This is a genomic window from Candidatus Pelagibacter ubique HTCC8051 (assembly GCF_000472605.1).
Lineage (GTDB): Bacteria > Pseudomonadota > Alphaproteobacteria > Pelagibacterales > Pelagibacteraceae > Pelagibacter > Pelagibacter communis_B.
This window is the reverse complement of record NZ_KI421440.1, coordinates 1,149,555-1,170,081: the sequence shown is the minus strand read 5'-3', so window position 1 is coordinate 1,170,081 and position 20,527 is coordinate 1,149,555. Positions and strand designations below refer to the sequence as shown.

The window sequence follows — 20,527 nt, the reverse complement described above, 5'->3', positions numbered from 1 at the left end:
TATAAAATAAATTATTAGAATCATGGATATAATCTTAGTTGTTTTATTAGTTTTATTGGTAGGAATTGCTTCATCAATTCTTTACTTAAATCTAAAATCTAAGTCTAAGGATGATAATGAAAATAAGGAAGCTGAGGAGATAGCTAACTTAAGGACTGAAATACAGAATTTAAAAGATACTCTTAATAATACTATTAATACGTCACTTGGCTCAATGTCGACCTCATTTAATAATTTATCTACAGGAGTTACAAAAGATATGACTGAGGCCTTAACCAAAGTAGATGAAAAAGTTGGTAACTTTAATCAACAAGTTCAATTATTAAATCAAAGCCAAGAGGGGATCACTAAAATTTTAGCAGGTGTTAAAAAATATGGAACGCTTGCTGAGTTTAGTTTGGATGCATTAATTAAAGACTTGTTACCTGCTTCTCAATTTATGACTAACGTTAAGATGAAGGAAGATACCAGTGAAAATGTTGAATTTGCAATTAAGCTTCAAGGGGATGTTTTAGTCCCTGTTGATAGTCATTTTCCAGTAGAAAAATTTAAAGCAATTACCGATGGTCATGACGCGCAAGATAAAAGAGCTGTTGCAGATGCTAGAGCAAAATTAGCCACTGCCTTTAAAGCTAAAGCTAAGAGTGTTAATGAAAAATATATTGTTCCACCAAAAACTACAGATTTTGCAATTGTCTACGCTCCAACTGAAAGTTTATACAAAGAATTAACTGAATACCAAGACCCAAGCACTAAAGAATTATTAACTCAAGAATTAATGAAAAAACATAAAGTTGTAATCTGTGGTCCAAATACTCTTTCAGCTTACTTACAATCTCTTCATATGGGATTTCAATCTTTAAAAGTTCAAAAAGGTGCAACCGAAATTTATAATCACTTAAAAACAATAACCTCAAGATTTGGAAAGCATTTTGATAATATAATTTCTCTTAGAAAAAAATTAGAAGAAGCTATGTCTGTTGTTGATAAGTTTGGAACAGACGCAAGATCAATTACTAGAACACTTGAAAGCATTAAAGATCCTGAACAACTTGAAAAAGCAGTCCAAACAGAAAATGTAGAAAAATTTGTTGATCGTTCAAAACAAGCAAATAATTAATTTCTTTTTTTCTAAAATAGCGAATATAAGAAATCACATGGAGTGGAATAATAAATATATTTATCCAAAATCAACTAGATCAATAGTAGATGGCTCAAGGCATTACTCTGTAAATGAAGAAAGATTGCCATCAGTGACAACAATTTTAAAAGCAACTGAGTCTGAGGAAAAAAAAGCATCTCTTCAAGCGTGGAAGCAAAGAGTAGGCCATAAACAGGCAGCAATTATTACTCAAGAAGCCAGTAGCAGAGGTAGTGCGATGCATGAATACTTGGAAAAATTTTTACTGGGTAAATTAAATTTAGATTTATTGGGAGATAACACGAGAGAACGAATGATGGCAGATCAGATTATTGAAAATGGATTAAGAAATAAGCTTGATGAAATTTGGGGGTGTGAGGCAACATTATATTATCCAGGTAAATATGCAGGAGCAGCAGACTGTGTTGGTGTCTATGAAAATAAAGAGACAATCATTGATTTTAAACAGAGTAATAAGCCTAAAAAAGATGAGTGGATTGATGATTATTATTTGCAATGTAGCGCTTATGCTTTAGCCCATAATACAGTTCATGGATCTAATATCACTCAAGCAGTTATATTGCTTTGTACAAAAGACAATATGTTTCAAAGGTTTTTAATAGATGGTGAGAGATTAAAAGATTATCAAAATAAATTTTTAGAAAAAGTTGAACAATTTTATTCACAAAGGAGAGCAAATTGAATTACGTAGTGTGGGACATCGAGACAGATTCTGCTCAGACAGATTGGGCAACTATTATTGAAATAGGTGGAATATTATTAGACGAAAACTTTAAAGAATTAGAGCGTTTTCAAGCTAGGTGTAGACTTCCTCAGGATAGAGTTCCAAGTGCTACAGCACTTTGTATCAACAAATCAAATGTTGATTTATTAACTAAAGGTAATTTAAGTCACTACGAAATGTTAACTCAGGTTGAGCAAAAATTTAGAGAATGGTCACCTGCAACATTTTTAGGTTATTCAAGCATTAACTTTGACGATGAAGTAATTAGAAAAGAATTTTTTAAATCTTTAAGAAAACCTTATCTAACAAACACAGAAGGAAATGTTCGTCATGATGCTTTAAATATTGTTAGAGCAGCATTTGCAATCGATGAAGATGTTTTAAAAACAGAATTAAATCCTAAAGGAAATAAATCAATGAAACTTGAATCTTTAGCAAGATTGAATGGTTTTGAATCTGCTGGTGCTCACTCAGCATTATTTGATACTGAACTGACTGTTAAGGTTTTAGATTTAATTAAACAAAAACAACCAACTCTTTGGCAAGAATATTTTAAAACAAGTAGCAAAGTAATTGTTGAGAACATGGTTAAGCAAGAAAAGATATTTACTCTTAATGAATATTTTTATGGAACAAGTCGATTATATTTATGTGCTCCACTTCATCCAAATGCTTGTATGCATCCAGTGTATAAATGGGGTCAAGCAGTAGATTTAAGAGTTGATATTGAAGCTATCCAAAAATTAAATTATGAAGATTTAAAAAAGGAGATGAAAAAATCTCCTAAGTTTTTAAGAACTATCAGATCAAATAAAGCACCAATAATTTTAGACCCAAGTTTTGGAATGAAGGTTGAGCCGTACAGTAAGCTTGACCCTAACTTGATTAAGAAAAGAGCTGAACTAGTTAAAAGTAATGAAAAGTTTTCACAAGATGTTTGTAATATTTTAAGAGAAGCTGCTGAAGAAAAAATGGAAACTTCTTCACAAGAAGATATCGAGCCAGAAGAATCTATTTATTCTGGAGGATTTACGTCTGCTAAAGATCAAGCTTTATTTCCTAAATTTCATACAGGGGATTGGAAAGAAAAGTTAGCACTATTAGATAAATTTGAAGATGAAAGATTGGTTACTTTTGGTCATGGATTGATATTTAATGAGGTGCCTGAAATTTTACCAAAAGAAATTCATAAAAAAATTAAACGACGTATAGCTTCAAGAATTCTAAGTACTAATAAGGAGAAATGGTGGACAATTTCTGCTTTTTATTCAGAGTGTGATGAGATCAGAGAAAATGAAGATAAGATGTTTTCATTTAAAACTGTAGATGAAAAGCTAAAATTTCTTGATGGAATTAATGATTATGTTATGAATCTAGAGCAAAAGTATTCAGACGCATAATTTAATAAATCAAAAAAACCTATTTTTGCCCATTGAATAATCAATTGAATCAATTATATCAGTAATATGCTTAATGATTTTAAAGACGAAGATTTTGATAGTAAAATAAAAAACGAAGATATTTCAGTAATCCAGTTCTCAGCTGCTTGGTGTGGACCATGTAAAGCTCTTGTTCCAGTAATGACTAAGCTTTCAGACGAATATAAAGATAAAGCTGGTTTCTATTACGCTGACATTGAAGATGGTGGAATTAATACTGGAAGTGCCGCAGGAATTAGAGGTGTACCGACAGTTATTATCTATAAAAAAGGTGTTGAAGTAGATAGAAAAGTTGGTGGAGTTCCTGAAAGCCACATGAAAGAATTTTTAGATAAAAATATCTAATTTAAATTCAATACTTCCCCAGCAAGATATAAAGATCCAGTAATTAGGATAATATCGTTTTCCTTGACCGGAATTGACCTGATAGCATCCTGTATACTTTCTTTATAATTGATATTTTTGAAGCTATTTAGCTTATCTTTAAGCTCTTTTCCTTTAATGGAGTTTGGTTGATTGGGTATATCTATAGTGGTCAAGGTTTCAACATCCTTAAAGAAACTCATATATTCATTATGATCTTTATTAGCCATCATTCCTAAGATGATATGTTTATTACAATTTAAACTTTCTAGATATTCGTTTAATACTTTTGCGCCCAAGGGATTATGAGAACCATCAATAAAAAGTTGATGATCTTTTGCAAGCTCTTTAAGTTTACCTGATTTAATTTCCTGTAATCTTGCAATACTGTTTATTTTTGTAATTCCTTTTTTAATATGCTCATCTTTTATGCCAAAATCTTTTATGGTTCTTAACGTTGCAATAGCAGTTGAGATATTTTCTAATTGAAATTGACCTTTAACATTAGGCAATGGCAATTTTATTCCACCCAATTGATCCTCATAATAAAAGAAATCGTTTTCTTTCATTGTAAAACTATAATTTTCATTATGAAAAAACTTGTTTGAGCTATTATTAGAGATTGTTTTTTTAATACTATCTGTAATTTCTTTAGAACTTTGTTTTGCAACTATAATATTTGAATTTAAAAGAGTTGACGTTTTCTCATAAATAATTTTTTCAACAGTTTGTTCATTTTCAGGTAGCCAATCTAAATGATCAAGACCAATAGAAGTTACAATACTAGCTAGATTATTTTTAAGGATATTAGTGGCGTCAAACCTATGAAATAAGCCAGTTTCTATTAAATTGATATTATCAGGATATTGAGAAGCTTTTAGAAAATAAGCTGCAGTTAATATCTCAAAAAAGGTAATGGGTTCGTTATTATTTGCACTTTCAATTTCTTCAAATAAATTAGCTAATTCTTCATCATTAAGTTCTTCATTATTAAAAACAAACCGTTCATTAATACTTTTAATATGAGGACTAGTGTAAATATTACATTTAATATTTGCTTCTTTTAAAATAGCAAACATCGCTTGGATGGTTGAATACTTTCCATTGGTTCCTACAATTGAAATTGCTTTGAGCTTATCCTGAGGATTTCCTAATCTTTGACAGAGATTTTGAATACGATCTAAACTAAGATCTATTTCTTTAGGATGCAGCTCTTGTAAGCGACTGACTATCTTCTGAAGTTTCATTTTGCTCAGAACTTATAACAGAATTTTGCTTTAACAATATTGATAATAAAGTTCCTATTTTGGAAACAAGATCTTTACGCTCAATAATTAAATCAACAAAACCTGTTTTTTCTACATATTCACTTTTTTGAAATCCTTCAGGTAATTCTTCTTTAACAGTTCCTTGAATAACTCTTGCTCCAGCAAACGCAATTAATGCACCAGGTTCAGCGATATGAATATCTCCTAACATTGCATAAGAAGCTGTAATTCCACCTGCTGTTGGATCCGTAATACATACTAAATAAGGTAAACCATTTTTCTTTAATTCATTGATTGCAAGAGTTGTTCTAGTCATTTGAGAAAGTGAAATTAAACTTTCCATCATTCTCATTCCACCTCCAGCACTAATACATAAAAAAGGTGTTCTATTTTCTATAGCATATTGAATTCCATATAAAAAAGCTTCTCCTTCAGCAGCAGCCATTGAAGCACCTAGAAAATCAAAGTCAGATGCAACCGCAGTAATTTTAATATTATTAATAGTTCCACAAGCAACCATCATTCCACATTCCATACCTGTTTTCTTACGTGCAGCTTTTAATCTATCTTTGTATGATTTTGAGTCTGTCCAGTTCAAAGGATCATCTTTTGGAATAGGGGTCTTAAATACTTCATAGTTATTTTTACCAAACAAAATATCAAATCTTTGGCTTGGTTTAATTCGATGATGTTTATTACAATCTGGACAAACCCATAAATTTTGCTCTAAGTCTTTTTTAAGAATGGGGCCTCTACAACAACTTGTCCAATCACTTTTTGCAATATCCTCTTTTGAAGCTCTTTCATGAAAAGCAGTTTTGATCTTTTCACCTGCTTTTATTATCTTGGTAATCCAGTTCATTTAATTTTATTTTTTAATCTTTTAACGATATTAGTAACATTTGTGACAGGATTTTGTCTCTTTTTAATAGAGTTTGAAATTTCTTTACAAATTGCACTTCCAACTACCAATCCATCAGCTTTTTTGAGAGATTTTATGGTTTTTTCAGTAATACCAAACCCAATGACAACATTTTTAGATTTGTTTTGATTTTTAATTTTGCTGTATCTTTCAAGTATTTTTTTAGGAGAAACTTTTAGTTTTCCTCCAGTAGTTGAGAGCATGCTAATGTAATAAATCATATCATGAGAGTCTTTGATAATTTTTTTTAATCTAATTGAAGATGTGGTTGGAGAGACTAATTGAATAAAGTTAACTCCTGTTTTTTTGCATTTAGTAGCAAATTTTTTATTTTCAGGATAAGGAAGATCTACAACTATCAAACCATCAACTTTAACTTTTTTACATTTATCTAAAAATTTATTTTCATTATATTGAAAGATCATATTGTAATAACCCATCAAAATAATTGGTTTAGTTTTTTTTGATTTTTTAAAATCGTTTACTATTGAGAAAACATCATTGATTTTAATTCCATTTTTAATTGCTCTATATGCACTAGTTTGAATTTGGCCTCCATCAGCAATGGGAGTGTTATGAGGAAATCCTAATTCGCAGATATCTGCATAATTAGAAATTGATTTAAGTATCTCTAATGATTTCTTTTTATTGTTATCACCTGCAACAGTATAAGTAAGTAGTGCTGGTCTATTTTCACTTTTTGCATTTTGAAATGCTTGACTTAATAAAGAGGCCATTATCTTTTACCTAATCTTTCCCTTAAAATATCTCGATCTTTTTTTGCATCCCCACATGAATTCACAATAATGATTGTATCTTTACTTAATTTAGGTGCAATTTTGATAGCTTCCGCAAATGCATGACTAGGTTCTAAACTTGGATTTAAATTTTCATATTTTGTAACCATTACATGTGCATCAAGAGCATCCTCATCTGTTGCATAAGTATACCTTGCTCTTTTAGTATCTTTTAAAAAACAATGAATAGGGCTTACACCTGGATAATCTAATCCAGCACTAATTGATTCTGTATCATTGATTTGTCCTTCACTATTTTGACAAAGATAAGATGCTGCTCCATGTAAAATTCCAATTTTAGCATTTCTACTTAATGGTGCTGCATGTAGTTTTGATCTTTTAGGTCCACCTGCCTCAACACCAATTAACTCAATTTGTTTTTTATCATAATCAATAAATTCACTCCAAAAACCATAAGCAGAACTTCCTCCACCAACACAGTTAATTAGTTTAATTTTGTTTGGAATTTTTTTAAATTCTGATTTTAATTGTATTTTTAGTTCTCTAGAAATTTGCGCGGTACTCCAACCACAAATTTTAACAAATATATTTGGACCCACAGTGCTTCCAACGCACATATGGGTATTATCACAATTTGAGACCCAATATCTCATACATTCACTAACAGCATCCACCAGTGTTTGACTACCTGAATAAACTGGAACTATTTCAGCTCCATTTTTTCTCATTGCATCACAGTTGGGTTTTTGTCTCTTAATATCCTTTGCCCCCATAAATATTTTACATTTAAGGCCAAATTTTTTAGCAGCCATACTTAGCATTTTTCCTGCATAACCAGCTCCTGTATCACCAACAATGTATTTCTTACCCATTGCTTTACAGATGAGAGCATGGACAGTTGCATTGTATATCTTATGAGCACCTCCATTAGCCTCAGCAACAACCTTTGCCCAAATTTGAGCACCACCTAGATGATTTGTCAGATTATCTAGCTTTATGAACGAAGTGGGGGTTCCAATATAGTTTTTGAAATAAAAATCTCTTTTTTTTAAAAATTTTTTATCTTTTCGTAGTTTTTTAAATTCGTTTGTTAAATCTTCCACAGGTTTTTTTAAAGTCTCAGGAATAAAGCTTCCTCCAAATTTACCACCCCAAAAGCCATGTTGATCGTGCTGATCAATTAAAGGAGTCCCTTTTTTAAGTTTCATTTTTTATCTGCTCTACATTGTTTAAAAATATATCTATTTTGGATTTATCTTTTACCCCAGAAGTCTCAAGACCCCCAGATATATCTAGAATATCTGCTATTTTTTTATAATTTTCAAGATTATCATTAACTTTAATATTTCCTGCTATCATTAATGGTTTATTGATCTTTATTTTTTCAATAAGTGAATGATCAAAAGCCATACTTTTTTCATAACCCTTGCTATCGAACAAATAAATATCAGTTATCTCTGAAAATAATTGATATTTTTCAACATCAGTTTTATCTTTGATAGTTAAAGCGGTTATAATTTTTTTATTATACTTTCTCCTAATCTCTTTTATTTCATCAGGTGTACAGTCATAGATTTGATAATAATCAAAAGGAAGGTGTTTAATTTTTTCTAAAATATCTCCATCAGGTTTTACAAGCACTGCAACAAAATTGATTTTTTTTTTATCTAATTTTAATAATTCATTTAACTGTTCTACCTCAACATATCTTGAGCTTTTTTTGTAGTTACAAATGAAGCCAATAAATTGAGGTGGATAGGGATGATTGATTATAAAATTAAGAGTATTGAGATCTGAGATCCCACAGATTTTAGACCCTTTAATCATTTATCTAAGTGGTCAATTAATCTTTGAATATTATTTTTGATATTTCCTTTAATTAACGATCTTCCCATTACTATGCCTGAGACTTTATTTTTAAAAGCATCATTAGGAGTCATTACTCTTGATTGATCGTTTACACTATCTCCAGGTAATCTTATTCCAGGGGTGACAATAAATAAGTTTTTATATTTTTTTCTAACCATTTTGGCTTCTTGTGCAGAGCAAACAATACCATCACAGCCTGATTTTTTTATTAAACTAGCCTGTTTTAAAACTAATTGTTCTACAGACTTTGTGTGCCCTATTTCTCTAAGTGATTTATTATTTAGACTTGTTAGAATTGTAACACCAAGCACTTTTAAATTTTTATTAATTGATTTCGCTTTCTTTTTAATAGCTTTTAGCATTTCAAGCCCACCATTTGTGTGGACAGTTATATATTTACATCTTTTTAAGTCTTTTAAACTATCTACTGCAGATAAAGCAGTTTGTGGAATGTCATTAATTTTTAAATCTAGCCAAAAGTCTTTTTTAAAACTTTCTAAAAACTTTCTTCCATTTTTAGAGTAAAAAAATTGTAAGCCAAATTTTGGCACAACTTTAAGTTTATTTGTGTGTGTTTGTCTTATGATTTTTTTTATTTCGCTTAAATTAGAAGTATCACAGGCAACAAAAATGTTTTTATGTTTCATCGTTTAATTTTTTAAATAAGTCCTTTGACATTTTAAAGTGAATTGTTTTTTTTTCTGGTGTGTTTACTTTTTCACCTGTTTTAGGGTTTCTAGAGATACGAGCTTTTTGGATATTTGTTGAAAATACACCAAAACCTCTTAGTTCAACTCGATCGCCTCTTTTAAGAGCTCGTTTGATTTCACTTAAAATTATATTAGTAAACTTTTCGAGGTCTTTTTTTAGAAAATTAGGATAGTTTTCGGAGAGTTGTTTTAAAAGCTTTGATTTTACAATAGCCAATTTGAATCTTCTGTTTATTCTTTATCTTCTTCTTTTTTCTTTAAATCTTCAGAAAGTGATGAAAATGGTAAGTTTTTACCTGAACCCTCAGATCCATATTTGTCCAGAGCTTCTTTTTTTTCAATTTCTTCTAATAGTCTAATACTTAAAGTTACTTTTCTCTTATCTAAATCAAGATCAGCTATAGCACAGTCAAGTTTTTCTCCACCTGTCCATCTATTTGGTCTTGCATCAGCAGCATTAATTGCAATCGCTGATTTTTTAATCTGAAAATCAATTTCACAACCCTCAGGTCTAACAGTTAAACCCTTATTGTCTGTAGATACTACCTTGACTGTAATTGTCTGATTTTTGGATTTATCTTTAAACCAATCAAAAGGATCTGGTTGAGTTTGTTTAAAACCAACTCTAATTTTTTGTTCAGAAGCTTTTACTTCAAGTACTTTAACTTTAATCTTATCACCTTTCTTATACTTCTCTAATTCTTCTTCACCATTATTAAGATAAGTTAAATCATTGCAGTGTAAAAATGCATCAACATCTAAGTCTTCAACCTTTACAAATAATGAGTATTCATTTTTATTTACTACTTCACCTTCTATGATTGTACCAACTGGGTATTTATTTTCAAATGTATTAAAAGGATTATCTTGCGTTAACCTATGTGAGATTGCAACACGTCTTTTATCTTTATCGATTTCAGTAATTATACAATTAATCTCATCTCCAACTTTAAACATTTTTTTAGCAGAAATATTTTTTTTAGTCCAACTCAGTTCACTTGAGTGAAGCAAAGTTGTAAGTCCTGGTTCTAATTCACAGAATGCTCCAAAGTCCATTAGCTTAACAACTTTAACTTTATAAATTTTATTTAATTCATAGTTTTCAATATGTTCAAAAGGATCAGGAGATAATTGTTTGACGGAACAGCCAACTTGTAGTTTGTCTTTATCTACCGTAATTACTTTTAAATCATGTTTTTCACCAATGTTAAAAACTTCATCTGGATGATTAACTCTAGAATAAGAAATTTCTTGTAGGTGAACTAAAACATCTAACTCACCATTTACGTTAAAGAAGCATCCAAAAGAGCTATAACCTTTAACTTCAGCATCTTTTATGATATCACCAACTTTATATTTTTCTATAATTTTAGCTTTATCCTCTTTTTTAAATGATGAAATTATCTCTCTTCGTGAAACACATGCATTTCCTCTTACCTTGTCTAATTTTATTAAAGCAAATTTTTGAGGCTCATTCATTAAATGACTAATATCTTTCAATGGCTTGTCACTAATTTGCGAACCTGGCAAAAACATAAGAGAACCAGTATCGATGTGCTCAACAATACATCCGCCTTTACATTTAGATGTGATTTTACCCATAATTGGTTCATTTTTATCAAAGGCTTCAACAAGCTTGTCCCATCCTTTGATTTTTTGAGCCTTACTAGCAGAAACTAGAACTTCGCCATGTTTATCTTCAATTTTTTCTAATAATACTGGAATAATTTCACCAATTTTTATTTTTTCACCAAGACCCATACTTTTTAGTTCATTGACATCAAGTACCGGTTCACTTTTTAGACCTTCAACAAATAAGAAAACAAATTTTTCAGTAATTTTGTTGATTTTACCTTCTATGATTTTACCTTCTTCAATCTGGATTTTTGAAAGTTGACTATTAAGTAATTTTTCGAATTCTTGGGAGGCTGGATTTGAGAGATCTCTGTAAATTTCCATTAAGTATTAATTTTCCTGTCTATAATTTTTTTTATTTTTAAAAAACACGATCTTTTAGTAAGTTTCGATGTATTTAGCAACACTGAATCTTTAGTTTTCTTTAGAGGTGATATTTTTCTATTATAGTCATTTTTATCACGTTTTTTAATGCTTTTCAGCACCTCTTGATAGGAAATTTTTTTATTTAGACTTTTAAGCTCTTTAAAACGTCTTAATGCTCTTGTTTTAATATTTGCAGTAATAAAGAATTTTAAATCAGCATCAGGTACGATATTATAGGTGATGTCTCTTCCATCTAAACATGAGCCATTAAATTTTTTTGGAGGATTATATGCATAATTTAGCTGAAAAGAATGAACAAGTTTTCTGGTACTTTTTACTTTTGATATAACTGAAGCCTCAGTTCCTACAGTATCTGACAATAAAGCTTTATTGGAAAGATCTTTAACCTGTAAAGATTTAATTTTTGATTTGATAAATTTTTGATTAAATTTTTTTGGAAACTTTAATTTTAAATAAGCAATCATTCTATAAATTTTACCAGTGTCTAAATAAAAAAGATTATAATGTTTGGCAATAGCCTTAGCTAGAGTTCCAGCACCTGCAGCTGCAGGTGAGTCTATAGCTATTTTCAATATATTTTTTCTTTTGATCATTTTTAATTTAAATTATTTAAAATTTTTAAAAAATTAGGAAAAGAAGTTTTAATTGAATCTTTATCATATATCTTCCATTCTCCACCAAAAGTTAGTGCTGCAATGACACTGGTCATAAATACTCTATGATCTTTTAGATAATTTCTAATTATAATCTTTTTATTAACTTTTATGTTTGGGTTACCAAATATTTTTATAGAATTTTTTGTAACTATGGTTTTAATTCCGATTTCTTTCAAAATTCTTGATCCCCAATCAAGTCTTGGACTTTCTTTTTGATTTAACTCACCTAAATTTTTAAAATAAGAAACACCTTTTGCTTTAGCTGCAACTAAAAAAATAACTAGAAATTCGTCAATAGCTCCACTATTTAATTTAACTGGGCAATTTATAGAATTTAAATTTTTTGAACTTGCAATATGAATATCAGCATTTTCTTCACCTTTGTAAGTTTTTTTATTTTTTAAATTGATTTTAACACCCATCTTTTTTAAAATTTTAATTATACCTGTTCGTGATGGATTGGTATTAACATTTTTTATGATTAACTTAGATTTTTCTGAGAGGGCAGTTAGGACTATAAAAAAAGCACTTGAACTAATATCTGAAGGGATTTTATAATTTATAATTTTAATCTTTTTCATCTTATTCACACTTATAATGTCATAATTTTTTTTCCTAATTGTCCTAATTGGCAGCTTTAGGTGATTTGAGAAAAGTTCAGTATGATTTCTAGATTTTTTTGCTTTGATTATTGTAGAACCATCTGTTCTTAATCCTCCAAAAATGACAGCACTTTTGCATTGTGCAGAACCTTTTTTTTCTTCATAATATATTGGCTTAAGTTTTTTTGCTCCTAAAACTTTGAGAGGAAGGTTTTTATTATTAGTAAGCTTAAAAACAGCTCCAAATCTTGTTAATGGATCTGTAATTCTTTTAAAATCTCTTTTAGATAGACTTTTATCACCAATTAACTTTATTGGGTGAGGTGTATTAATTAGTAGACCTAAAATAAGTCTTCCAAGTGTCCCTGAATTTTGTGCATTAATAGTTAGGTTTTTTTTGTATCTATATCCATCGACACCTTTACCATAAACAATACATGTTTTATTTTTTATAATTACCTTGATGCCTAATTTTCTTATTGCGTTAATTGCAGCCATAACATCCTCAGATAGTAATAGATTTTGAGCTTTTGATTTAGCACTAGACAAAGAGGAGAATAAAATCCAACGAATACTTAAACTTTTATCTCCATCTACTTCGATTTTTTTATCAAAGTTTTTAATTTTTTTTTTTATTATTAAGTTATTAGGCATCAAATACTAACTTATTTTAAATGAGTTACCAAAATAGGCTTTTTGAGCATTGATATTATTAATCAAGTCCGAAGGTGTTCCATGAGCAACAATTTTACAATTACTTAAAATCATTGCCGCATCCACACAAGCTAGTAAATCTCTTGCCTGGTGGTCACATACGCAAATGGTGATTTGGTTTTCTTGCTGTAAATTTACAATTATTTCTTGAATCATTTTTATTGTTAAAATATCGAGTGCAGCAAAAGGCTCATCCAGTAGAAGAACTTTGGGTTCACTTAAAAGAGCTAATGCAAGAACAAGCTTTTTTCGTTGTCCACCAGACAAATATTTAGCTTTTATATATTTAATATTATCTAATTCAAATTTTGATAATAAGTAATGAATTTTATCATTCATCGAAATTTTATTTTTTATAACTATTTCACCAATTGCTCTTAAATTATCTAGCAATGTTAGGTCTGCAAAGCATCCCCCCGATTGGGGGACATATCCCAATTTGAACTTTTTAGCCCTTACATATATTGGATATTTATTTACTTCTTCACCATCAATCTTAATTTTACCATTTGATGGATCGATGAGGCCAATAAGAATATTGAATATTGTAGATTTTCCAACTCCATTAGGACCAAGCATTCCAAATATTTCTGATTGATTAATCTTAAAACTTATATTGTCTAATATTAATCTATCTCCATAAGATAAAGATACATTTTCAAACTCAATCATAGGGTTTATATCTTTAAAAGATTTTATTCTAAATTTTTTTACTATCCCCATTTTAATTTGTTTTAACTATTGATACTTTTTTATTTTTTTCATACATATAAAATTTAGTATTTTTTGTTTCTATATCAATTTCAATAACATCAGTTTTTAAAACATTTGTGTTGTTATTAAAAACTACATTTTTGGAGATAATGATATTTTTTCTTAACATAGAAAAGTCTAAATATTCTCCAATAATTTTATTTTCTAAATTTTCAATTACCACATTTTCAGTAAAAATAGTATCTAGATTAGCAGCATCATACTTTGCAAAACCAGATGATATAAGAATGATATCTGAATTTTTTAACTTAATTGATGCTTTTACATTTTTAAGAAAAATAGTTTGACTATTTTTTATATCTATTTCACCTTCGTTAGCGATAATAGTATATTCATTACCTTCTGGATCACTTGAACTATATTTTACATTTTCTATAGTATTAGAGCTATAAGATTTTTCTTCTAATTTTTCTTTTTCAATTTTAATGTTCAAATTTTCATTTGAAATACTTAACTTATCTTTATCTATATTTTTAAAATAAAATTGATTTAAAATAATTGAAAATAAGACTACTATAAATAATAAAACTATTTTTTTCTTCATCTAAGAAATATTAGACTGTAAAATATTGTGCACGTGGATTATGCCAATAGTTTTGAGCTTATCTTTCTTATTATAAACACATAGTGATGTAATTTTTTTACTGTTCATTAGTGATAAGGCTTTTGCGGCCAGCATATCTTTGTCAACTCCAACCGGATTTTTTGTCATTATATCCTTCACTTTTTTTGAATGTAGATTAAGATTTTTTTGATTAAATCTTCTAAGCTGACCATCAGTAATAATACCTTTAGTTTTTTTTTGTTTATTTTGGACAATTAAAACTCCAAGTTTTTTACTACTTAATATATCTAAAGCTTTTTTCATGTTTAAATGCTCACTTACTAAAGGAATTTTCTTGCCAATTATCATAACATCTTCGACAGTTTTTAATTGAACACCAAGACTTCCGGCAGGATGAATTTTTTTAAAATCAAATTTACCAAATTTTTTATATTGCATTGCCGATATCGCTAATGCATCTCCTAAAGCGAGTTGAGCTGTCGTGCTTGATGTTGGAACAATTCCACCAGACTCTTTAACTTCAGGAATTACAATTTTAATATCTGATGCCTTATACAAAATAGACTCTTTTTTTGACATAATTCCTATCAATAAAATTCTATTTCTATTTGCGTATTGAATAATATTTTTTAACTCATCGGTTTTACCAGAGTAGCTTATTAAAATTAATATATCTTTTTTTGATATACTGCCTAAATCTCCATGAGAAGAGTCACTTGCGGATAAATTGAATGATGGAGTGCCAACAGAAGATAACGTTGCTGATATTTTTGCAGCAATCAATCCACTCTTACCTACACCACACAATATCACTTTAGATTTACATTTTGCAATTTCAATTACTGCTTTATCAAATGAATTATTAATATTTTTCTTTAATTTTTGTAATGCTTGAATTTCAAGATCAATTACCTTTTTTGCTATGGGTATAAATTTATTTCTCATTAATGGGACCAAATATCATCTTTAAATAATGACAGATCTAAATTTACTCTAGTTTTTAAAAACTTTAAGCAATCCTTATATAGATCAATTCTATTTTCTCTCTCTAGTATTTTATTAAGTTCTTCATGAATTTTATGTAAGTACATCACGTCATTTGCACAATACTTTAATTGTGCAGGTGATAGCTCACCACCAAAATCTGAGCTTTGAAATTGTTTGCTGATATCAATATTGATAAATTCTTTTATCAATGTTTTTAATGAGTGGCTATCAGAATAAGATCTTGCTAATTTTGAAGCAATTTTAGTATCAAGAATGTTATTAGTGTCTGTTTTTAAATAATATTTGATATGAGCCATGTCTGCTCTTCCATAATGAAATATTTTTGTAGTATTTTCATCAGCAAGTAACTTTGTTAAATTTGGAGCATTATAATTTTTCCTATCAAATTGGATTATATGAGCATCTGAATTTCCTGAAGATATCTGAATTAAGCATAGAGGATCTCGTCTGACATTAAGACCCATAAACTCACCATCAACAGCTATTAGATTGCCTAAATCTAAATCATCTGGTAAATCATTTTTGTGAAGTTGAATATTATTACTCATTTCTAAAGATATATAATGGAATTCAAATGAAAGCAAAAAATTGTCTAATTTTTGGTGGCAGTGGTCAAATTGGAAGAAACTTAATTAGAAAGCTAACCAAAAATAACTACAGAGTGACAGTTGTTACAAGAAATATTCATCAAAAAAGTTACATAATTAAAACTCAGGCTAATGCTGGGTATATTGATGTTGTAGAGGCTAATATTTTTGATGAAAATAAAATTAGAAATCTTTTTAAAAAAGCTGATATTTGTGTAAATTTAATAGGTATTTTATTTGAAAAAAAACAAGGCAATACATTTAAAAATATTCACACAGTTTTACCCTCATTATTAGCTAAACTTTGTAAAGAATATAATCTTAATCATTTTATTCATTTATCAGCTTTAGGAATTAACGATGCAATAGATTCTGATTATGCGAAAAGTAAATTAGAAGGAGAGGGCAATGTACTAAAAAATTTTCCATTAGCTACAATCTTAAGACCATCAGTGGTATATTCTGTAGACGATAACTTTACTACAAACTTTATGACCTTACTAAACAGATTGCCAGTTTTTCCAATTTATTATGAAGGAAAGACTAAATTTGCACCAATTCATTGTTCTGATTTAACAGATACTATTTATCATGTTGTCTCTAAAAATATTTATTCAAAAATAATTGAATGCAATGGTCCAGAGATTATAACTTTCAAAGAACTTTTAGAAAAATTACAATCACTAATTGGTAAAAAGAGATTTTTGTTACCTTTCCCTTTGCCAATTGCTGAGTTGACAGCAAGATTTTTCGAAATTCTACCAAATCCATTGTTGACAAGAGATCAATTGAGATTGTTAAAATATGACAATGTTCCATCTGGAAAATATAAAACTAATTCAGATATTGGTATCCCTAGTGTTAGGTTTTTTGATCAGGAAGTTAAAAAGTATTGTTATATGTGGAGAGAAGGTGGACAATTTTCCACCGAAAAATACCTAACAAAAAAAGATTTAGAGAATAAAATTAACAAATAGTTTTTAAGCTGACTTTATTTTTTTTTCAATAAACTCTGGCACTTCTTCTTTGTCTGTAGCATCTTCTTTTTTACCCTTAGGTTGGTAGGCATACAAAAGATGCAGCTTGCAATAAGAAAAATCTTTTAAAGACGATCTGCCACAAAAATAAAATGATTTTTCATCTGGATGCCCAATTGGCCATTTACAAGAATTTTCATCTAATTCTTCTAATTGTTTAGGATTTTCTGGCTCAAAGTCTTTTTCAATAATTAAAGATTTAAATTTACTTTTTCGTCCTCTTTTGCTCTTGATATTTTTTATTTCTAAGGAATTTTCAAAATTTTGATTTGAGGTTGCTGCTCTTGTTTTAATTTTTGCTGAAAGGTTTAATCTGTGTGCCTTGCCAATTACAGCATTCCTACTAATACCTCCAATAATCTGAGCAATTTGACTAGCAGTGTTACCTTTGCCCCAAAGCTCTTTTAGTTTATTTACTTTTTCATCGTTCCAGCTCATATCTATATGTTGTATTTAAGTTTATAAAAATAACAATATACTGATATAAAGAGAAATTAAACAAGCAAAATCTCAAACTTATCAACAAAAATTAATTAAAATTGGTTTATAGGTATTTTCAATCATAACTTGTATCTAATAATTAAAATTTATAAAAACTGATTAATATTATGAGCTATTTAGCAAAAAATTATAATAGAAAAAAAATTTCATTTAAATATGGAAAGGGAAGCTTTTTATATTCAACAAATGGAAAAAAATATTTAGATTTTGTTCAAGGTATAGCCGTGAATTCTTTAGGTCACGCACATCCTAAATTAATAAATGCTGTAAATAGACAATCAAGAAAACTTTGGCATGTTTCAAATGCATTTCAAATACCAGAAGGAGAAATGTTAGCAAAAAAACTAGCTAAAAAAACTTTTGCTGACTATGTGATGTTTCAAAATAGTGGTGCAGAAGCAACAGAGGCTGCAATAAAAGTTGCAAGAAGATATTTCTATTCAATTGGAAAACCAAAAAAAAATAGAATTTTATGTGTTAAGAATAGTTTTCATGGAAGAACATTAGCTGCAATATATGCAAGTGGTTCTAAAAAAATGACTGAAGGTTTTGGACCAAAAGTTGGTGGTTTTGATCATTTTGATTTTGGTAATCACCAATCCCTAAAAAAAAAAATTACAAAAAAAACAGCAGCCATAATGGTTGAGACTATTATGGGTGAGGGAGGCATTAAGGTAATTCCAGATTGGTGTTTAAGAGACCTTAGAAAAATTTGTGATAAAAAGAATATTTTATTAATATTAGATGAGGTTCAATGTGGAATTGGAAGATCAGGTGACTTCTTTGCTTTTGAAAAATCAAAGGTAAAACCAGATATTGTTCCAATTGCAAAAGGTATTGGAGGTGGATTTCCAATAGGAGCAGTTTTAATGAATAAAAAAGTGGCTTCTGGAATGACAGCTGGGACGCATGGATCTACTTTTGGTGGTAATCCATTAGCAATGACTGTTGGTAATTCAGTGATGGATATAATTTCAAATAAGAAATTTCTAAAAAACGTTAAAAGTATTTCAGAATATTTTTTATCTAATCTTAAAAAAATTCAAAATGAACATCCTAATATCATTAAAGAAATAAGAGGAAGAGGTTTGTTGATAGGAATACAGCTTAAAGCAGATCAAACAAAATTTATAAAGAAACTAATGGATAATAATTTATTAACAATAAGAGCTGCTGAAAATGTTGTTAGAATTTTACCACCACTAAATGTAAAAAAGAGTGAAATTAACCAATCACTTAAAATTATAAACAAAGTTTGTTCAGAATTAAATTAATATGAAACATTTTATAAACTTGAAAGATATACCAGCTAAGGATCTTAGAAAAATTATTGTTGATGCCAAGAAAAGAAAAAAACTAAGAAAAAAGTTAAGTACTTTAGAGGTTGATAAGGGGTCTCCATTAAAAGGCAAAATGCTTATTCAAATGTTTGAAAAAGCAAGCTCTAGAACAAGAATAAGCTTTTATTTAGCGATAAAGCAACTTGGAGGTGGAACTTTAACGCTAAGATCAAATGAATTACATCTTGGTCAAGGTGGTGAAAGCATATCTGATACAGCTAAAATACTCTCAACTTATGGTGATGGATTTATGCTGAGAACAGATAGTGATAAAAAAATTGAAGATTTTAAAAATTATTTATCAATTCCATTAATAAACGGCTTAAGTCCATCATCACATCCAACTCAAGTTTTATCAGATGTTTTTACTGCTGAAGAAATAAAGAAAAAATCGATTTCGAAACTAAATATTTGCTGGATTGGAGATTCTAATAATGTTTTAGACAGTTTAATTGCAGCATCGGTAAAATTTTCATTCAAACTAAACATAGGATGTCCAAAAAATTTTGAACCTGGCAAGGAAGTTAGAACTTGGGTTAAGAAAAATAATAAAAAAATATTTATTTATAACGACCCAAAAAAAGCTGCTACTGGAGCTGACGTTATATTTTCAGATAAAGTTATTTCTCTGAATGATAAAGTAAATAAAAAGAAAAAAATTGAACAATTTAAAAAATTTAGGATAGATAAAAAATTAATGAGCTACGCAAAGAAAGATTGCATTTTTCTCCACTGTTTGCCTCGTGGATCTGAAGTAAGTGATAAAGTTTTTTTAGGAGAAAAATCTCATGTTTGGCAACAAGCTCTTAATAGAGTTCATGTTCAAAAAAGTATTTTATTATATTGTTTTGGAAAATTAAGGTAGTGGTACTGGACTATCTGAATTTTGATTTAAGTATTTTATAACTGAAGCTCTATCTTTTTCTTTTCTTAATCCAGCAAATGCCATTTTTGTTCCTTTAATCCATTTTGCAGGTTTAATTAAGTAACCATTTAACTCTTCAAATGTCCATTCTTTATCAAATGATGCTAGCGCTTTAGAATATTTATAATCTGAAACAGCACCAGTTTTTCTTCCAACGACATTATATAAAGCAGGACCAATATTATTTTTTCCACCTTTAACAATTGAATGACATGCAGCACACTTTTTAAAAACTTTTTCACCTAAAGTAACATCTCCCATTGCCATCAATGCTGCGATATCAATTTTTTCTTCTACAGCTGTCTTTGTAGATGAAGATATAGTTGTAGCTTGTTCAACTTCAACTGCGTATCCAGGAGTTTTAGGTTTTTCCACATGAAATATGACGTTTGATAATTTACCAATTCCAATGACTAAAAGTGCAACCATTAACACAGCTGCTACAATTTTATTAATTTCAAAAGAATCCATTTTTCAAATATTATGTTGGAACGTATATCACGATAAATTAAAAAATTACCAAAATTTAATGTATAAATTTGCCTCTATTTCTATTTAATGGTTATAATAATAATTCAATA

The 20,527-nt window shown here is 28.9% G+C and carries 23 protein-coding genes; 7 read left to right on the top strand and 16 right to left on the bottom strand.

The window, feature by feature from the left end:
• Nucleotides 1-22 precede the first annotated feature (22 nt).
• From F754_RS0106300 to F754_RS0106285, 4 genes are all read left to right on the top strand, one after another.
• Nucleotides 23-1,120 (top strand): DNA recombination protein RmuC, encoded by a 1,098-nt coding sequence (locus F754_RS0106300; protein WP_023649071.1) that lies wholly within the window; start codon nt 23-25, stop codon nt 1,118-1,120.
• Between the two features lie 37 nt (nt 1,121-1,157).
• Entirely contained in the window at nt 1,158-1,844 is a 687-nt protein-coding gene (locus tag F754_RS0106295) for a hypothetical protein (RefSeq protein WP_023649070.1), read from the top strand.
• Nucleotides 1,841-3,286, top strand: coding sequence for an exodeoxyribonuclease I (locus tag F754_RS0106290; RefSeq protein ID WP_023649069.1), 1,446 nt, complete (start codon nt 1,841-1,843; stop codon nt 3,284-3,286). The genes F754_RS0106295 and F754_RS0106290 overlap by 4 nt, the downstream gene beginning before the upstream one ends.
• A 66-nt stretch (nt 3,287-3,352) precedes the next feature.
• A complete protein-coding gene (locus F754_RS0106285; protein ID WP_023649068.1) occupies nt 3,353-3,670 on the top strand; it encodes a thioredoxin fold domain-containing protein in 318 nt (105 codons plus the stop codon).
• Here F754_RS0106285 and F754_RS0106280 read toward each other — a convergent pair.
• Genes F754_RS0106280 through F754_RS0106215 form a run of 14 tightly spaced genes read right to left on the bottom strand, consistent with a single transcriptional unit; the run spans nt 3,667 to nt 16,104 of the window.
• Nucleotides 3,667-4,935: a folylpolyglutamate synthase gene (locus F754_RS0106280; protein ID WP_027303487.1), complete on the bottom strand. Its 1,269-nt coding sequence runs from the start codon at nt 4,933-4,935 to the stop codon at nt 3,667-3,669. The two genes, F754_RS0106285 and F754_RS0106280, sit on opposite strands and share 4 nt — an antisense overlap.
• Entirely contained in the window at nt 4,889-5,818 is a 930-nt protein-coding gene (locus F754_RS0106275) for a hypothetical protein (protein WP_023649066.1), read from the bottom strand. The genes F754_RS0106280 and F754_RS0106275 overlap by 47 nt, the downstream gene beginning before the upstream one ends.
• On the bottom strand, nt 5,815-6,615 hold the full coding sequence (trpA, locus tag F754_RS0106270; protein ID WP_023649065.1) for a tryptophan synthase subunit alpha: 801 nt from the start codon (nt 6,613-6,615) through the stop codon (nt 5,815-5,817). The genes F754_RS0106275 and trpA overlap by 4 nt, the downstream gene beginning before the upstream one ends.
• The gene (locus tag F754_RS0106265) at nt 6,615-7,844 is read right to left on the bottom strand and encodes a tryptophan synthase subunit beta (protein ID WP_023649064.1); all 1,230 of its coding nucleotides are present in this window, start codon (nt 7,842-7,844) and stop codon (nt 6,615-6,617) included. Before F754_RS0106265 ends, trpA begins: the two co-directional genes overlap by 1 nt.
• A complete protein-coding gene (locus F754_RS0106260) occupies nt 7,834-8,463 on the bottom strand; it encodes a phosphoribosylanthranilate isomerase (protein WP_023649063.1) in 630 nt (209 codons plus the stop codon). The genes F754_RS0106265 and F754_RS0106260 overlap by 11 nt, the downstream gene beginning before the upstream one ends.
• Nucleotides 8,460-9,152: an orotidine-5'-phosphate decarboxylase gene (pyrF, locus tag F754_RS0106255; protein ID WP_023649062.1), complete on the bottom strand. Its 693-nt coding sequence runs from the start codon at nt 9,150-9,152 to the stop codon at nt 8,460-8,462. Before pyrF ends, F754_RS0106260 begins: the two co-directional genes overlap by 4 nt.
• Nucleotides 9,142-9,432: an integration host factor subunit beta gene (locus F754_RS0106250; protein WP_027303485.1), complete on the bottom strand. Its 291-nt coding sequence runs from the start codon at nt 9,430-9,432 to the stop codon at nt 9,142-9,144. Before F754_RS0106250 ends, pyrF begins: the two co-directional genes overlap by 11 nt.
• 14 nt (nt 9,433-9,446) lie before the next feature.
• The gene (locus tag F754_RS0106245; RefSeq protein WP_023649060.1) at nt 9,447-11,174 is read right to left on the bottom strand and encodes a S1 RNA-binding domain-containing protein; all 1,728 of its coding nucleotides are present in this window, start codon (nt 11,172-11,174) and stop codon (nt 9,447-9,449) included.
• Complete coding sequence (locus F754_RS0106240; protein WP_027303484.1) at nt 11,174-11,827, bottom strand: (d)CMP kinase; 654 nt, start codon at nt 11,825-11,827, stop codon at nt 11,174-11,176. The genes F754_RS0106245 and F754_RS0106240 overlap by 1 nt, the downstream gene beginning before the upstream one ends.
• Nucleotides 11,828-11,832: 5 nt before the next feature.
• Nucleotides 11,833-13,149, bottom strand: a complete 1,317-nt coding sequence (locus tag F754_RS0106235) for a 3-phosphoshikimate 1-carboxyvinyltransferase (protein WP_023649058.1) — start codon at nt 13,147-13,149, stop codon at nt 11,833-11,835.
• Between the two features lie 6 nt (nt 13,150-13,155).
• Nucleotides 13,156-13,932, bottom strand: coding sequence for an ATP-binding cassette domain-containing protein (locus F754_RS0106230; RefSeq protein ID WP_023649057.1), 777 nt, complete (start codon nt 13,930-13,932; stop codon nt 13,156-13,158).
• A gap of 1 nt (nt 13,933) precedes the next feature.
• Nucleotides 13,934-14,527: an LPS export ABC transporter periplasmic protein LptC gene (gene lptC, locus F754_RS0106225; RefSeq protein ID WP_023649056.1), complete on the bottom strand. Its 594-nt coding sequence runs from the start codon at nt 14,525-14,527 to the stop codon at nt 13,934-13,936.
• Complete coding sequence (locus tag F754_RS0106220; RefSeq protein ID WP_023649055.1) at nt 14,528-15,493, bottom strand: KpsF/GutQ family sugar-phosphate isomerase; 966 nt, start codon at nt 15,491-15,493, stop codon at nt 14,528-14,530.
• Nucleotides 15,493-16,104: a 3'-5' exonuclease gene (locus tag F754_RS0106215; RefSeq protein ID WP_023649054.1), complete on the bottom strand. Its 612-nt coding sequence runs from the start codon at nt 16,102-16,104 to the stop codon at nt 15,493-15,495. The genes F754_RS0106220 and F754_RS0106215 overlap by 1 nt, the downstream gene beginning before the upstream one ends.
• Before the next feature lie 26 nt (nt 16,105-16,130).
• Here F754_RS0106215 and F754_RS0106210 point away from each other — a divergent pair, with 26 nt between their 5' ends.
• A complete protein-coding gene (locus F754_RS0106210) occupies nt 16,131-17,120 on the top strand; it encodes a complex I NDUFA9 subunit family protein (protein WP_023649053.1) in 990 nt (329 codons plus the stop codon).
• A gap of 3 nt (nt 17,121-17,123) precedes the next feature.
• Here F754_RS0106210 and F754_RS0106205 read toward each other — a convergent pair whose 3' ends face one another.
• Nucleotides 17,124-17,618 (bottom strand): hypothetical protein, encoded by a 495-nt coding sequence (locus F754_RS0106205; protein ID WP_023649052.1) that lies wholly within the window; start codon nt 17,616-17,618, stop codon nt 17,124-17,126.
• A gap of 170 nt (nt 17,619-17,788) precedes the next feature.
• Between F754_RS0106205 and F754_RS0106200 the strand changes: the two genes are divergently transcribed.
• The gene (locus tag F754_RS0106200) at nt 17,789-18,955 is read left to right on the top strand and encodes an aspartate aminotransferase family protein (protein ID WP_023649051.1); all 1,167 of its coding nucleotides are present in this window, start codon (nt 17,789-17,791) and stop codon (nt 18,953-18,955) included.
• A gap of 1 nt (nt 18,956) precedes the next feature.
• Nucleotides 18,957-19,886, top strand: coding sequence for an ornithine carbamoyltransferase (gene argF, locus F754_RS0106195; protein WP_023649050.1), 930 nt, complete (start codon nt 18,957-18,959; stop codon nt 19,884-19,886).
• Here the strand turns inward: argF and F754_RS0106190 are convergent.
• Complete coding sequence (locus F754_RS0106190) at nt 19,878-20,417, bottom strand: cytochrome c family protein (RefSeq protein ID WP_023649049.1); 540 nt, start codon at nt 20,415-20,417, stop codon at nt 19,878-19,880. The genes argF and F754_RS0106190 overlap by 9 nt on opposite strands.
• Between the last annotated feature and the right edge of the window lie 110 nt (nt 20,418-20,527).

Bases quoted from the DNA above. Each gene is read 5' to 3' on its own strand.
- F754_RS0106300 (WP_023649071.1), top strand. From the start codon at position 23: ATGGATATAATCTTAGTTGTTTTATTAGTTTTATTGGTAGGAATTGCT.
- F754_RS0106295 (WP_023649070.1), top strand. From the start codon at position 1,158: ATGGAGTGGAATAATAAATATATTTATCCAAAATCAACTAGATCAATA.
- F754_RS0106285 (WP_023649068.1), top strand. From the start codon at position 3,353: ATGCTTAATGATTTTAAAGACGAAGATTTTGATAGTAAAATAAAAAAC.
- F754_RS0106280 (WP_027303487.1), bottom strand. From the start codon at position 4,935: ATGAAACTTCAGAAGATAGTCAGTCGCTTACAAGAGCTGCATCCTAAA.
- F754_RS0106275 (WP_023649066.1), bottom strand. From the start codon at position 5,818: ATGAACTGGATTACCAAGATAATAAAAGCAGGTGAAAAGATCAAAACT.
- trpA (WP_023649065.1), bottom strand. From the start codon at position 6,615: ATGGCCTCTTTATTAAGTCAAGCATTTCAAAATGCAAAAAGTGAAAAT.
- F754_RS0106265 (WP_023649064.1), bottom strand. From the start codon at position 7,844: ATGAAACTTAAAAAAGGGACTCCTTTAATTGATCAGCACGATCAACAT.
- F754_RS0106260 (WP_023649063.1), bottom strand. From the start codon at position 8,463: ATGATTAAAGGGTCTAAAATCTGTGGGATCTCAGATCTCAATACTCTT.
- pyrF (WP_023649062.1), bottom strand. From the start codon at position 9,152: ATGAAACATAAAAACATTTTTGTTGCCTGTGATACTTCTAATTTAAGC.
- F754_RS0106245 (WP_023649060.1), bottom strand. From the start codon at position 11,174: ATGGAAATTTACAGAGATCTCTCAAATCCAGCCTCCCAAGAATTCGAA.
- F754_RS0106235 (WP_023649058.1), bottom strand. From the start codon at position 13,149: ATGCCTAATAACTTAATAATAAAAAAAAAAATTAAAAACTTTGATAAA.
- F754_RS0106230 (WP_023649057.1), bottom strand. From the start codon at position 13,932: ATGGGGATAGTAAAAAAATTTAGAATAAAATCTTTTAAAGATATAAAC.
- lptC (WP_023649056.1), bottom strand. From the start codon at position 14,527: ATGAAGAAAAAAATAGTTTTATTATTTATAGTAGTCTTATTTTCAATT.
- F754_RS0106220 (WP_023649055.1), bottom strand. From the start codon at position 15,493: ATGAGAAATAAATTTATACCCATAGCAAAAAAGGTAATTGATCTTGAA.
- F754_RS0106215 (WP_023649054.1), bottom strand. From the start codon at position 16,104: ATGAGTAATAATATTCAACTTCACAAAAATGATTTACCAGATGATTTA.
- F754_RS0106210 (WP_023649053.1), top strand. From the start codon at position 16,131: ATGAAAGCAAAAAATTGTCTAATTTTTGGTGGCAGTGGTCAAATTGGA.
- F754_RS0106205 (WP_023649052.1), bottom strand. From the start codon at position 17,618: ATGAGCTGGAACGATGAAAAAGTAAATAAACTAAAAGAGCTTTGGGGC.
- F754_RS0106200 (WP_023649051.1), top strand. From the start codon at position 17,789: ATGAGCTATTTAGCAAAAAATTATAATAGAAAAAAAATTTCATTTAAA.
- argF (WP_023649050.1), top strand. From the start codon at position 18,957: ATGAAACATTTTATAAACTTGAAAGATATACCAGCTAAGGATCTTAGA.
- F754_RS0106190 (WP_023649049.1), bottom strand. From the start codon at position 20,417: ATGGATTCTTTTGAAATTAATAAAATTGTAGCAGCTGTGTTAATGGTT.